This is a genomic window from Pseudoblastomonas marina (assembly GCF_014641655.1).
Lineage (GTDB): Bacteria > Pseudomonadota > Alphaproteobacteria > Sphingomonadales > Sphingomonadaceae > Alteriqipengyuania_A > Alteriqipengyuania_A marina.
Window position 1 is genome coordinate 1,637,365 of sequence record NZ_BMID01000001.1, and the last position, 12,899, is coordinate 1,650,263.

The 12,899-nt window shown below is 66.7% G+C and carries 14 protein-coding genes and 1 pseudogene; 3 read left to right on the top strand and 12 right to left on the bottom strand.

Annotated elements, in window-relative coordinates; translation table 11 throughout:
* Window positions 1–40: 40 nt before the first annotated feature.
* The 3 genes from IEW49_RS07980 to IEW49_RS07990 are packed head-to-tail and all read right to left on the bottom strand — an operon-like array spanning window position 41 to window position 3,227.
* Window positions 41–1,003, bottom strand: coding sequence for an alpha/beta fold hydrolase (locus IEW49_RS07980; RefSeq protein WP_188642170.1), 963 nt, complete (start codon window positions 1,001–1,003; stop codon window positions 41–43).
* Window positions 1,000–2,016 (bottom strand): SO2930 family diheme c-type cytochrome, encoded by a 1,017-nt coding sequence (locus tag IEW49_RS07985; protein WP_229658133.1) that lies wholly within the window; start codon window positions 2,014–2,016, stop codon window positions 1,000–1,002. Before IEW49_RS07985 ends, IEW49_RS07980 begins: the two co-directional genes overlap by 4 nt.
* Window positions 2,013–3,227: a parallel beta-helix domain-containing protein gene (locus IEW49_RS07990; RefSeq protein ID WP_229658134.1), complete on the bottom strand. Its 1,215-nt coding sequence runs from the start codon at window positions 3,225–3,227 to the stop codon at window positions 2,013–2,015. Before IEW49_RS07990 ends, IEW49_RS07985 begins: the two co-directional genes overlap by 4 nt.
* A gap of 78 nt (window positions 3,228–3,305) precedes the next feature.
* Between IEW49_RS07990 and IEW49_RS07995 the strand changes: the two genes are divergently transcribed.
* Window positions 3,306–3,746 (top strand): DUF2147 domain-containing protein, encoded by a 441-nt coding sequence (locus IEW49_RS07995; RefSeq protein ID WP_188642172.1) that lies wholly within the window; start codon window positions 3,306–3,308, stop codon window positions 3,744–3,746.
* A gap of 106 nt (window positions 3,747–3,852) precedes the next feature.
* On the opposite strand, the gene IEW49_RS08000 is transcribed toward IEW49_RS07995, so the two are convergent.
* The 4 genes from IEW49_RS08000 to IEW49_RS13220 are packed head-to-tail and all read right to left on the bottom strand — an operon-like array spanning window position 3,853 to window position 6,905.
* Window positions 3,853–5,349: an NAD(P)(+) transhydrogenase (Re/Si-specific) subunit beta gene (locus IEW49_RS08000; protein ID WP_229658135.1), complete on the bottom strand. Its 1,497-nt coding sequence runs from the start codon at window positions 5,347–5,349 to the stop codon at window positions 3,853–3,855.
* Window positions 5,350–5,351: 2 nt separating this feature from the next.
* Complete coding sequence (locus IEW49_RS08005; RefSeq protein WP_188642173.1) at window positions 5,352–5,633, bottom strand: NAD(P) transhydrogenase subunit alpha part 2; 282 nt, start codon at window positions 5,631–5,633, stop codon at window positions 5,352–5,354.
* Window positions 5,633–6,772: a Re/Si-specific NAD(P)(+) transhydrogenase subunit alpha gene (locus IEW49_RS08010; protein ID WP_188642174.1), complete on the bottom strand. Its 1,140-nt coding sequence runs from the start codon at window positions 6,770–6,772 to the stop codon at window positions 5,633–5,635. The genes IEW49_RS08005 and IEW49_RS08010 overlap by 1 nt, the downstream gene beginning before the upstream one ends.
* 10 nt (window positions 6,773–6,782) lie before the next feature.
* Entirely contained in the window at window positions 6,783–6,905 is a 123-nt protein-coding gene (locus IEW49_RS13220) for a hypothetical protein (RefSeq protein WP_268235625.1), read from the bottom strand.
* 156 nt (window positions 6,906–7,061) lie between these two features.
* Between IEW49_RS13220 and IEW49_RS08015 the strand changes: the two genes are divergently transcribed.
* A complete protein-coding gene (locus tag IEW49_RS08015; protein ID WP_188643151.1) occupies window positions 7,062–8,483 on the top strand; it encodes a sigma-54-dependent transcriptional regulator in 1,422 nt (473 codons plus the stop codon).
* A 60-nt stretch (window positions 8,484–8,543) separates the two neighbouring features.
* Here the strand turns inward: IEW49_RS08015 and IEW49_RS08020 are convergent, their stop codons facing one another.
* Complete coding sequence (locus IEW49_RS08020) at window positions 8,544–8,945, bottom strand: hypothetical protein (RefSeq protein ID WP_188642175.1); 402 nt, start codon at window positions 8,943–8,945, stop codon at window positions 8,544–8,546.
* A 229-nt stretch (window positions 8,946–9,174) separates the two neighbouring features.
* Here IEW49_RS08020 and IEW49_RS08025 point away from each other — a divergent pair, with 229 nt between their 5' ends.
* Window positions 9,175–9,930 carry an SDR family NAD(P)-dependent oxidoreductase gene (locus IEW49_RS08025; RefSeq protein ID WP_188642176.1) on the top strand — a complete coding sequence of 252 codons (756 nt, stop codon included), beginning with the start codon at window positions 9,175–9,177 and terminating at the stop codon, window positions 9,928–9,930.
* 9 nt (window positions 9,931–9,939) lie between these two features.
* Here the strand turns inward: IEW49_RS08025 and folP are convergent, their stop codons facing one another.
* The 4 genes and pseudogenes from folP to IEW49_RS08040 all read right to left on the bottom strand — a co-directional run bounded on the left by folP (window position 9,940) and on the right by IEW49_RS08040 (window position 12,897).
* Window positions 9,940–11,052, bottom strand: coding sequence for a dihydropteroate synthase (gene folP, locus IEW49_RS08030; protein WP_188642177.1), 1,113 nt, complete (start codon window positions 11,050–11,052; stop codon window positions 9,940–9,942).
* A 384-nt stretch (window positions 11,053–11,436) separates the two neighbouring features.
* Window positions 11,437–12,258, bottom strand: coding sequence for a hypothetical protein (locus IEW49_RS08035; protein WP_188642178.1), 822 nt, complete (start codon window positions 12,256–12,258; stop codon window positions 11,437–11,439).
* Window positions 12,259–12,335: 77 nt separating this feature from the next.
* Window positions 12,336–12,476, bottom strand: a pseudogene (locus tag IEW49_RS13115) (site-specific DNA-methyltransferase); the annotation flags it as partial.
* 7 nt (window positions 12,477–12,483) lie between these two features.
* A complete protein-coding gene (locus tag IEW49_RS08040) occupies window positions 12,484–12,897 on the bottom strand; it encodes a hypothetical protein (protein WP_188642179.1) in 414 nt (137 codons plus the stop codon).
* Between the last annotated feature and the right edge of the window lie 2 nt (window positions 12,898–12,899).

Below are 12,899 nucleotides of genomic sequence, written 5' to 3' on the forward strand. Positions count from 1 at the left end.
TTGGGTATAAAAAACGGAATACCGATGAAACTTTCTTTCATCACTTTGGTGCGGGAGAAGGGTAAACGGTTTTTAGCCATGTTCTGAGATCGGCAAGCGAGCGTTTCGGCGTCTCCTCCATCGGCAGATGGCCGATGCCCGGATAGATCGCGAGCGTGCTCTGCGGCAGGCGCTCGTCGTACCAGCGCGCCGCCGCGACCGGGATCAGCGCATCCTCCTCGCCCCAGATGACCAGGGTCGGGATCTCGAGCGCGGCAACAGCCTTCGCATCGAAAGCCATGCGCGCATTCGAGAAACGCGCGCGGGTGGCGGCTCGGTTGCCGGGGTAGCGCGCGAGTTCCCAATAGCGGTCGACCGCTTCGGGCGTGACCACCGCCTGGTTGGAGACGCTTTGCGACAGGCTTCGCTCGACGAGCGAGCGCGGCAGGAGCTGGCTCATGGCGGCGCCGATGACGGGCATGCGCGCGATCGTGAAGGCGAGATTGCCCCCGCCCTCGCGCTCGACCGGGGCGCCCGCGGCGTCGACGAGGACCAGCCCGTCGAGCCGGCCGGGATGTTCCATCGCATAGCCCGCCGCGATCCAGCCGCCCATTGAATTGCCGCCGAGGACGAAGCGCTCAAGACCCAGCTCGTCGACGACCAAGTCGAGGTCGGCGACGAAATCCTCGAGCGCATAGCTATCGCGCGCGCCCGGGCCGGTCAGGCCGTGGCCGCGCTGGTCGAAGCGGATCACGCGATAATCCTCGCGCAGCCCGTCGACCCATGCCTGCCAGGTGTGCAGGTCCGCATTCGAGCCGTGGAGCAGCACGATCGCGGGCGCATCGCGCGGGCCTTCGTCGCGCAGGTGGACGGTCATGTCGTTCTCGAGGGTCACGAATTGCGAGGGCGCACCGCCATATTTGGCGCGCATTTCGGTCGCATCGGTGTCGGGCGTGCGGAGCACGAGGAAGGCGACCACGAGCACCGCCGCCAAGGCGCCGAGGACACGCCAGAACCACTTCATTGGTCCATTCCCTCAATCCACGCGCGCACGGCGGCAACGCCTTCCTCGTCGACGGTCGACCTGCCGAGTTCGGGCATCGCAACCCCCGGCTCGAGGCTTTTCATCCGGTGGAGGATGATCGAAGCGGCGGGATCGCCCGGCGCGATCGAAAAGGCCAGTCCGCCCGAACCGCGCCCCGCGGCGACGGGGCGCTTCCGGATGCCGATCTTCACTGGATCGTCCTGCTCCCAGCGCAGGTCGAGCCCCGAATTCGAGGCCGATCCGCCGGGGCGGTGGCAATGGGCGCAATTGACGTCGAGATAGGCGCGCGCGGCCGCTTCGGGCGTGGCCTCCTTCCGCGCTTCCCACAGCGGCAGGCGGACTGCGACCTTCGGCAGGGCATCGAGCGTATCGGCTTCGTAGCGGCCGGCCAGCCATTGATCCGACAGGTTGCGCGCCTTTGGTCCGATCGGCACCACCGCGCCGTCGACCGAGTGGCATTCCTTGCATTGGTTCTTGTTCGGCACGCGGTAGCTGATCGCCTCGCCCTGCGGCGTCACGACCTCGACCCGCGCCCCGGCCAGCGCCAGCTTCGCGTCGGTCTGCTCCTCGTTCCACAGATAGGGCAGCGCCAGCCAGCCATCCGCGCGGTGAAGCAGCACCCGCGTTTCGATCAGGCGCCGTTCGTCGCCCTCGCCGAAGGCGAAGGTCTTGATCAACGCGCTGCCGACGGGGAAGCCGAGCAGGCCCTCTCCGTCCGCCGACAACTGCGTGCCCTCCGGAATGTAGGCGAAGCGCAGTTTGTCCGCCCCGTCCGACCACAACGGCGTGTTCAAGCGATAGGGCACCACCTGCCAGGTCGGGTTCTGCTCGCGCAGGTCGGTGAAGAAGGCATATTCGGACAGCAGGCGCGGCATGCCCTCCATCACCGCGACGTCGCTGACGGGCGCCATTGCCGTCTGGGGTGTGCGCGGCGCGGCGACCGCCGCGGTCGCCAGCGCCAGCGAGGCCAGCAGGGCGGCGCGCGCGATCACTTCAGCCGCGCCTCGAGTTCTTCCGGGGCGCCCCAGCCCTCGATGCTCCAGCCCTGACCGTATGCGGGCGCATCGAGCGGCCCGGGCTGCGCTTCCTCGATCCGCTGGCCCTGGCGCTGAAGGTTGAGCGTCCAGCCCGTGAGGTCGGGATGGACCAGCAGCGCGAAGCGTTCCTCGTTCTCCTCGAGGCCGTCCCACAGGATCGGCGGAAGTTTGCCGCCGAACGCGGCGACAAGCATCTCGCCGCCTTCGATATCGGGATCGGTGCCGCCTTCGCCCAGCACGTTGTCGGCGACCACCACGTCGCGCGGATAGGGATTGTAGTCCGGATCGTCGAACGAGAGCGGGTAGGCGATCACCATGACCTCGGCGGTCTCGTTGCCGCGGATGAGATTATCCTGCAGCCAGACGTTCTCGTTCGCCATCACCATCACCCCGGTGCCGCGTCGTACGCTGGCGACGATATTGCCCGCGGGCGCGAAATTTTCGGTGTCGTTGGCGATCACCAGGTTGTTGCGGATCAGCACGTTGCCGCCGCCCATCACCGGCAGGTTCGGCAGGTCGAAGACGAGGATGCCGCCGGTGTTGCGGGACACGAAATTGCCCTCGACGATCGCGTCGCGGCTGTTCTCGATCTCGATCCCGGCGACGTTGTCGGTCGCGACCGAATTGCGCACGGTGATCTTCGACGACTGGCCGACATAGATGCCGGCATCCGACGCGCCCGAGACCTCGCTCGCATCGACCAGCACGCCGGTGCTCTCGACCGGGTAGATGCCGTAAGCGCCATTGTTCTCGTCGGGCCCGCGGGTCCAGGTGACGCGGATCGCGTGATAGACGATATTGTCCGCACCCTTCGACTTGATCCCGTCGCCCTTGGGGTTCTCGACCGCGAAATCGCGCAGGGTGACGTTGTCCGAGGTGACCAGCAGCCCCTCGCCCGCGCCCTGCTGGCCGCTGAAATCGAGCACCGAGGCCTGCATTCCCGCGCCGCGCAGCGTCACCCCGTCAACATCGAGGCTGAGCCCGTCGGAGAGCGCGTAGCGCCCCGGCTCGAGCACGATCTCGTCGCCGGGCTCGGCTAGGATCAGCGCTTCCTGCAGGCGTTCCTGCGCGCCCTCGCCCGGCGCGATCATGTGCGTATCGGCGAGCGCCGGCGTGGCGACGAGGAGCGCGGGCAGTGCGATGGCGGCAAACAGCGATCTGGTCACGAACCTCTCCCCAAGGTTTTCAATTGCAATGCATCTTATTGCTCCTGCCATCCGTATAGGCAAGCGAAGGAGATTCTAATGACGCTTGCCCGTTTCGCCGCATTCGCCGCCCCCGCCCCCGCCCTCGCCCTTGCCGTCCTTGGCGCTGGCCCCTCCACTGCCGAAGCCCCGCAAGCCTCGATCGCGGGCGACTGGAAGACCGAGGATGGCAAGAGCGTAATCCGGCTCTACCCGTGCGGCGATGCCTTCTGCGGTCGGATCCAGCGCTTCCTCGTGGCCGAACCGGCGGGCGGCGCGCGCGACACGAAGAATCCCGATGCGGACAAGCGCGACCGCAAGCTGAAAGGCCTGCGGATCTTCTGGGACCTCGCCCCCGATGGCGACGATTTCGAAGGGCGCGGCTATTCGCCCGAGGACGGGCGGTATTTCAGGGCGCAGGTCAAGCGCGAGGGCGCGAAACTGCGCGTGCGCGGCTGCGTCGCGGTGTTCTGCAAGACGCAGGTGTGGACCAAGGCCTGAGGCGCAAGATCGTCATCCCCGCGAAGGCGGGAATCCAGGGCGATGGTGCGCCAAGCTATTCTGGATTCCCGCCTGCGCGGCAATAACGACGTGGGAGGCCTGGGCCTCAATCCAGCGCCTTGACGATTTCCTCGACCATCTTCTTCGCGTCGGACAGCAGCATCATCGTCTGGTCCATGTAGAACACGTCGTTGTCGACGCCGGCATAGCCGACGCCGCCCATGCTGCGCTTGATGAAGAAGACCTGCTTGGCAGCACCCACGTCGAATACCGGCATGCCGTAGATCGGCGAGGACTTGTCGGTCTTCGCCGCCGGATTGACCACGTCGTTCGCGCCGATGATGAAGGCGACGTCGGCCTGCGAGAATTCGCTGTTGATGTCCTCGAGCTCGAACACCTTGTCGTAAGGCACGTTGGCCTCGGCCAGCAGCACGTTCATGTGGCCGGGCATGCGGCCCGCGACCGGGTGGATCGCGAACTTCACCTCGACGCCCTTTTCCTCGAGGATATCGGTCATCTCGCGCAAGGCATGCTGCGCCTGAGCCACCGCCATGCCGTAGCCGGGGATGACGATGACCTTCTCGGCCTGTTCGAGCATGAAGGCCGCGTCGTCGGCGCTGCCCTGCTTGTAGGGCCGCTGCTCGCGCGCCTCGCCGCCGCCCGCCGCGCTGTCGTCGGCGCCGAAGCCGCCCGCGATCACCGACAGGAAGCTGCGGTTCATCGCGCGGCACATGATGTAGCTGAGGATCGCGCCAGACGAGCCGACCAGCGCCCCGGTGATGATCATCGCGGTGTTGCCCAGCGTGAAGCCCATCGCCGCCGCGGCCCAGCCCGAATAGCTGTTGAGCATCGAGACCACGACCGGCATGTCCGCCCCGCCGATCGGAATGATCAGCAGGAACCCGATCGCGAAGGCGAGTACGGTCAGCCCCACGATCAGCGGCAGCGTTTCTTCAGGGCCGGTCGTCATCGCGAACATCGCGGTCAGGCCGATGATAGCGGCGAGCGTGCCGAGATTGATGACATGGCGCGCGGGCAGGAGGATCGGGGCACCGCTCATCCGTCCGGATAGCTTGGCGAAGGCGATCACCGACCCGGAGAAGGTGATCGCGCCGATCGCGATACCGAGCCCCATCTCGACCTTGCTGACCGCTCCGATCGCGTCGCCTTCGAGCAGGCCGAACGCGCCCGGATTGAGATAGGCGGCCCAGCCCACGAGCACCGCGGCGAGGCCGACGAGGCTGTGGAACGCCGCGACCAGTTCGGGCATCGCGGTCATCGCGATGCGGCGCGCGATCAGGAAGCCGATCAGGCCGCCAATGGCGATCGCGATGCCAATCTCGGCGAGGCTGGCGACCGAATGGGTGACAAGCGTCGTGACGATGGCGATCAGCATCCCCGCCATGCCGAAGCGGTTACCCGTGCGGCTGGTCGCCGGGCTCGACAGCCCGCGCAGCGCGAGGATGAAGAACACGCCCGCGACGAGATAGGCGAGCGCGACCCAGGGCGAGGTGGTGGAAGCGCTGTCGCTCGCGGCAAGGGCCGGAGAGGCCCACAGCGCGGCTGGGGAAGCAAGCGAAGCAGGAAGGATTTTCGTGAGCATGCTCACTTCTCCTTCTTCTTGTACATCGCGAGCATTCGTTCGGTGACCGCGAAGCCGCCGAAGATGTTGATGCTCGCCAGCACCACGCCCGCCAGCCCCAGCCACTTGGCCGCGGGGCTGCCCGCTTCGGCCGCCGCGATCAGCGCGCCGACGATGATCACGCTGGAAATTGCATTGGTCACCGCCATCAGCGGCGTGTGCAGCGCGGGCGTAACCGACCACACCACGTAGTAGCCGACGAAACACGCCAGCACGAAGATCGACAGGATGCTGATGAAGTCCATTATTCGGCCCCCCTCAGCCGTTCGTTGACGATCGCGCCGCCCTGCGTCAGCCGCACCGCGTCGCCGATTTCCTCGTCGAGCACGGGCTTGCCCGCCTCCTCGTCCCAGAAGGCCGAGAGGAAATTGTAGAGATTGCGCGAATAGAGCGCACTGGCATCGGCGGCGAGGTGCCCGGCGGTGTTCGAGTAGCCGATGATGGTAACGCCGTGCTTCTCGACCGGTTCGTCGGGCTTGCTGCCCTCGACGTTGCCGCCCTGAACAACCGCGAGATCGTAGATCACGCTGCCGGGCTTCATGCTCGCGATCTGTTCATCGCTGATCAGCTTGGGCGCGGGACGCCCAGGGATCAGCGCGGTGGTGATGACGATGTCCTGTTTGGCTATGTGCTCAGACACGAGCTCGGCCTGCGCGGCCTTGTACTCGTCGCTCATCTCGGTGGCGTAGCCCCCCGAGCCCTCGCCCTCGATCCCCTCGACCGTTTCGACGAAGATCGGCTTGGCGCCGAGCGAGGCGATCTGTTCCTTGGTCGCGGAGCGAACATCGGTGGCGGAAACCTGCGCGCCCAGCCGCTTGGCGGTGGCGATCGCCTGCAGCCCTGCGACGCCGACGCCCATCACGAAGACCTTGGCCGGGCTCACCGTGCCCGCCGCGGTCATCATCATCGGGAAGGCGCGCCCGAACGTGTCGGCCGAATGGATCACTGCCTTGTAACCCGACAGGTTCGACTGGCTCGAGAGCACGTCCATCGATTGCGCGCGGGTGATCCGCGGCATGAATTCCATCGCCAGCGCCTCGAACCCGGCCTTGGCATAGGCCGCGACCCGCTCGCCGCGCTGGTAGGGATCGTGCATCGCGACGATCCACGCCCCCGGCTTCGCCCCGGCCAGCACGACCGGATCGGGCGCGCGCACGGCGAGCACGATATCGGCGCCGTCGAGCGCCTGCGGGCCGGTGAGCACCTTGGCCCCCGCCTCGGCATAGGCCGCATCGGACATTCGCGCGCCATCGCCCGCGCCCTGCTCGACCGCGACCTCGGCACCCAGCTTGATGAATTTCCCGACCGTTTCGGGCGTGGCAGCGACCCGCCGCTCGCCCTCCTCGGTCTCTTTGAGGATGGCGATGCGAATCGGTTCGGCCATACTGATCGGTTTATTCCGCGATCAGGAAGACGACGAGCATCGTGATGATCGCGATCACAGGGACCGACCATTTGAGCAGGTTGATGAACCCGCCATAGGTCTTGGTCGCGCTGTCCATATCCACTTTCGCCATGTCGGCGGTTCCCCTTGAAGTTGTCTTGCCCCGCTCCCTATCGCGGGAGGCGCAATGGCTCAAGGGGATCGCCCTTGGTTTCAGTTAATGACCCCTTTACACCTATTCGCTATCAATTCGTGCCAGATAGGGACGGAATGAGGGGTGAATCCCGATATGGAACAGGACGAAGCACGGCTCCTGCTGATCATAGATCGTGATCCAGCGCAGGCGCGCGCGGTGGCGAACCACGCCTCCCGCGACGGCTGGCGCACGGTCTGCGTCGACGAATGCGAGGCGGCGATCGCCACGCTGGGGACGCAGGAAGGCATGCAGCTGACCGCGATCGTGCTCGACCAGTCGGTCCCGGGCGAAGAGGCCTGCGACCTCATCGCCGAAATGAAGAGCCGCCGCCCGGCGCTCCCGATCCTGATGCTGACCGCCAGCACCTCGCCGCAGCTCGCGGTCGAGGCGATGCGTGCCGGTGCGACCGATTACCTCGTTAAGCCGGTCGGTCCCGAAAAGGTGATGCAGGCCGTCGCCGGGGCGACCCGCCGCGGCAGCCCCCAGAACGAGCTCGCTCCCCTCGCCGAGAAGATCAAGTCGGGTCGCGATTTCGACGCGATGGTCGGCGCCGCGCCCGCCTTTCGCAGCGCACTCGCAGTCGCCGCCAAGGCGGCGCGCGGCCACGGCCACTTGCTGATCGAGGGCGAAAGCGGGTCTGGCAAGGAAACGCTGGTCCGCGCGATGCAGGGCGCGAGCCCGCGCGCGAAAGCGCCGTTCAAGCTGCTCAACGTCGCCGACCTATCCGCCAGCGCGGTCGATTCGGCGCTGTTCGGCCATGAGCAGGGCGCCTTCCCCGGTGCCTTCGACAACCAGTCCGGCGCGCTCCAGAATTGCGACGGCGGCACGTTGGTGATCGACGAGATCGACCGCCTCCCGCTGGCCTCGCAGGTCCGGCTCGCCGAAGTGCTCGAGACCGGCTGCGTCCGCCCGCTCGGCGCGACCTACGGCTTCCGCATCGATACACGTGTTCTGGCCTGTTCGAATACCAAGCTCGCAGGACTCGTCGAGGCCGGCCTGTTCGACAAGGACCTGTTCGAGCGGATTTCCTCGACCCGGATCGAATTGCCGCCGCTGCGCGAACGGGCGACCGACATTCCCGCGCTCGCGCGCCACTTCCTCGCGCAGATCGCCGAACAGCCGGGCTTGCGACAGCTCGGTATCACCGACAGCGCGCTGGCGCTGCTCGCCGCGTTCGACTGGCCCGGCAACGCTCGCCAGCTGCAGGCCGTGCTGTTCCGCGCCGCGGTCTTCACCGAAGGCGACGCGCTGACCAGCGAGGACTTCCCGCAACTCTCGAGCATGGTCCTGCCCGAGCCGCAGAAAAGCGCGACCAATTATTCCGAACACGCCGGGGTCATGCTCTACACGGCCGACGGCAACCTGCGCCCGCTCGAGGACATCGAATCGGACGTGATCCGGCTCGCCATCGGCCATTATCGCGGCCGCATGACCGAAGTTGCCCGCCGCCTCGGGATCGGGCGCTCGACGCTCTACCGTAAGCTCTCCGACCTCGGGATCGACAACGCCGCCTGACGCGACGAAGCGCCGCACAGCGCGACCAGGCCGTGCAACGCTCCTGACACACGCTTTCGATCAGACCTTGATCGAGAAGCTGCCCTTCTTGCAGCCGACGATCGGCGCGCAGACCTCGCCCGTGCCCGACAGTTCGAGATTGCTGAAGTCGAAGGTGATCGTCGCCTCCGCCTTGAAGCTGTCGATGCTTCCGCCCAGCGTGATGCTCGGCTTGCTGGCGTTGAGCGTGGTGTCGATGATCGTCACGCTGCCGACCGGCGTCTCGAGCACGACCTGGACATGCACGCCGTCGGCGCCGAACGACCAGTTGAGCACCAGCGAACAGCCGAACGCCGAGACGATCACGATCCGCCCGTCGGTCGCCGAGACCTGGTTGCGGAGCAGCTTCGGATCGTCGGCGTCGATCTTCTCGCCGTAGTCGATGTGCGACAGCGTGTCTTTCTCTGCCATTTGCGGTTTCATCTTGCCTCTCCTCTTCCGTGCCTCCCCGGGATGGGAAAGCGCCGGACCATCGCTCGGCCAAGCCGGGTGGGCGAGGAGAGGCTAGTCCGGGGTGGACCGAAAGGGCTCTTCCGGCGACCGCCGGTTTACGGAAGGGAACGGTTCGCCCGCGCCCCGGGACGAGGTCCAAAATGGAGCGGCTAGTCGGCGGAGATGGACAAGCCTGCGGGCGAGCCCTAGCCCAAGCGGCATGACATTCGATTTCTCGGGCAAGCACGCCCTCGTCACCGGCGCCGCCTCGGGCATCGGCGCCGCCACCGCCCGCCGCCTCGCTGCCGACGGCGTGGATACGCTGCACCTCGTCGATCCGGACGGCGACGGGCTCGACGCGCTCGACCTCGCCTGCACGGTCCACCGTCACGTCGCCGACGTTTCCGACGAAGCGTTCTGGAACGAGTTCGACGCCGCAGAGCACCGGCTCGACCTCGCGCTGGCCAATGCCGGGATCGGCAGCGGCGGACAGATCGCGGATCTCGAGCTCGCCGAGTGGCGCAAGGTGATGGCGGTCAACCTCGACGGTGCGTTCCTCACCCTGCGCTCGGCGCTGCGCGCGATGAAGCTCAGGGGCGGCGGCAGCGCCGTCATCACCGCTTCGATCACCGGGGTGAAGCCGGTCCCGGGCATCGGGCCCTACGGCGTCTCGAAGGCCGGCGCGGCGCACCTTGCGCGGATCGCGGCGGCGGAGAACGCCGCGCACGGCATCCGCGTCAACGCGATCGCGCCGGGCGGGGTCGATACCGCGATCTGGGAATCCTCGCCGGACTTCCGCAAGTCGGCCGCCGAACAGGGCCGAGAGGCCACCATCGCCGCGATGGGCGCGATGAGCCCGCGCGGCCGCTTCGCGACGGCGGACGAGATCGCGGGCGAGATCGCCTTCCTCCTCTCCGACCTCGCAGGCAACGTCACCGGCACGGTGCATGTGACCGACGGCGGTTACTCGCTCTAGGTCCCGCCTTCAGGTCGGCAGCTCTCCGAAGTCCGTCAGCGCGGCATCCCTCAGCCCGCGCCAGACATTGCGCGCCTGCACCGTCTCGGCGACGTCGTGGACGCGCAGCAGCTGGTAGCCTGCCTCCATCCCCTTCACCGCCAGCGCGATGCTGCCGCCGAGCCGCTCGTGCACGGGCGCCTCGTTCGAAAGCGCGCCGATCATCCGCTTGCGGCTGGCGCCGAGCATCAGCGGGTGGCCGAGCGCGTGGAACAGCGGCAGCGCGTTGATCAGCGCGAGGTTCTCCGCCAGCGTCTTGCCGAAGCCGATGCCCGGATCGAGCAGGATGTTGCGCGCCGCGATCCCCGCCTCGAGCGCGACGTCGCGCCGTTCCTTGAGCGCGTCGAACACGTCGAGCACGACATTGGCATAGTCGCCGCCCTCGTGCGGGTTGGGCCCGTCGCCCGGCGCGTGCATCAGGATCACCGGCACGCCGCGATCCGCGACGAAGGCGAGGCTGCGGGGATCGTGGCGCAGCGCCGAGACGTCGTTGACGACATGCGCGCCCGCCTGCAGCGCCGCCTCCATCACGCCGACCTTGCGCGTGTCGATCGAGATCGCGGCGCCCATCGCGGACACCGCCTCGATAGCGGGGACGACGCGCGCGATCTCGTCGCCCTCCCACACTTCCTTGGCGCTCGGCCGCGTGCTTTCGCCGCCGATGTCGATCATCGCCGCGCCGCCCTCGCACATCGCCGCGGCCTGTTCGCGCATGGCTTCCGGATCGTCCATGAACGCGCCGCCGTCGGAGAAGCTGTCGGGCGTGACGTTGAGGATGCCAACTACCTGCGGCTGGTCCATGCGGACGGTCCGCGCGCCCAGTTCGAGCGGCGGATGCGCAAGCGTGAGATTCGCCCACTGCGCCTCGCCCTCAACCCCGAGTTCGTCGGGCAGCGCACCGAGCACCTCGGGCATCTCCGCGACCCCGCACCGCACGCGCGACACGACCTTACCACCTTCGCGCACGATCACCGCAAAGCGGCTGGCATAGACCATCCCCCCGGCGAGCCGGATCGCCTCCCCCTCCTCGCTCTGCGGCGAACCTGCGAGCGCGATCGGGCGGATGTAGACGCTATTGCTCATGCCGCACCCAAGTGGTTGAATTCGGGCGACGTGTTACAGGTGTTACACTGTCCAGGGGAAGGAATCTTCGGGGCGTAATTCGGGGCACACATGCGCGGTTGGTAGCGTCACCAGCGGCAGTAGGACAGTGCCCTTTTCCCTCCGTCATTCCCGCGCAGGCGGGAATCCGGAGCAATCCGGCACCACCCCTCGCTGGATCCCCGCCTACGCGGGGATGACGAAACAATTAGTCCCACCGTTATCCCGGGCCCCGGATCAAGTCCGGTGTGTCGAAAGGGGGCAATCCTCCGTCGCGAGCCTGTACAACTCCCGCGCCGCGTCGAGCGGCTTGACCGCTTCGCCCTCCTCGAAGCGCCAAAAAGTCCAGCCGCTGCAGCCGAGGCGCTAGCTCAGCTCCTGCGCTTTCCCGAGCGCCCGTCGTGTCCTCGATACCGGCAAGACCGTGGCGGTTAGCAACACCCCGACCAGCAGCAGGACGGCGACGAAGGTCATGACGAGATCGAGCGAACCTACGGTGGCGGTGAGTCCATCGATCAGACCGAAACGTTCCAGCAACAAGCGGATCCCTTCATTGGCGAAGAACGAGGCACCCACGAGCAGGAACGGCCAGCGGTCGCGCGATTTGAGCAGAAAGAGCGCCAATCCGCCCGAAAGGCACACCAACTGGCCCGTCATCGCGGCCAGCCCGAACCGGTAAAAGGTTTCCGGCCCCTCGATCCGGAATTGCGGCACAAAGCCGATCAGCGCGAAAAACAGCGCGATGCCGCCAAACAGGATGAGCGTGCTCAGCAGCAGGTGGCCGTGAAGGATCCGGCGTTTCTTGAACAGGAAGGCCAGGACGATGAGCAACGCCAGTTCCAGCGTGACCATCACGTTCTGCACGATCAGGAAATCGCCCTCGCCGGAAGCCGCGCCCTTCTTGGCGGAATAGACGCTGAGTGTTGCGACCGTCGCCACGATGACTGGGCCGACCAGCAGCACCGCCAGCCCCACCCTGCGGTGCAGCGCATAATCGCCCTTCGCGATCACGATCAGTTGCGCAAGCACCAGCAATATCCATCCCAAGGATGTTATGAGGTGAGCATAGTGATGCGGCTGTGGATCGGCCTGCGCTCCGAGGAAGAGATCCCAAAACCCCAACGCGCTGACGACCAGAACGACCGCGACCAGCGTGAAATCCGGTAGATATCGCCCGGTACGTTTCATGTGCAGCCCCCCGCGGGGGCAAGCTTATCGCGCGCGCAATGGCGGCGCAACGGCGGACGCGCAGGAAGACGTTCGCCTCAATCCTCCGTCGCGAGCCTGTACAACTCCCGCCCCGCGTCGAGCGGCTTGATTTCGCCCGCATCCTCAAAGTGCCAGAAGGTCCAGCCGTCGCAACTGGGGGCGCCTTGCAGCTTCGCGCCCAGCGCGTGGATCGAGCCGTCGGTCTTAGCTCGCTTCGCTTAACGTAATCTCGATCCGCAAGGGACGCACCCCGGGGGCTTGGTTGCCGTATTCGATCCGGACGGGTTCACCGATCCGGAGCTTCAGCCTGGGTGCGAAGCTGACATCGCCCAAAGTAGGCGAGGTGGCGTCGATCTGCGAACGCATATCGATCATGCCCGCATCGTCGCGAGTGAAAGTCACGTCGGCGCGATAGCTGCGCCCGTCGGGCTTTGTGATATGGACGGTTGCCGTCTCGCCATCGCGGACCTGCAGTTCGGGCTGGGCGATGGTCTCGCCATTGTCGGTGAGGTCCATGCTCATCGTGTAGAGCGCGGGATCGGCCGGCGCGACATAGCCCGAGAGCGCGAGCGCCATCGGGATGGCGGACGACGCGGCGAATTTCGTGGCCAGCTTCATCG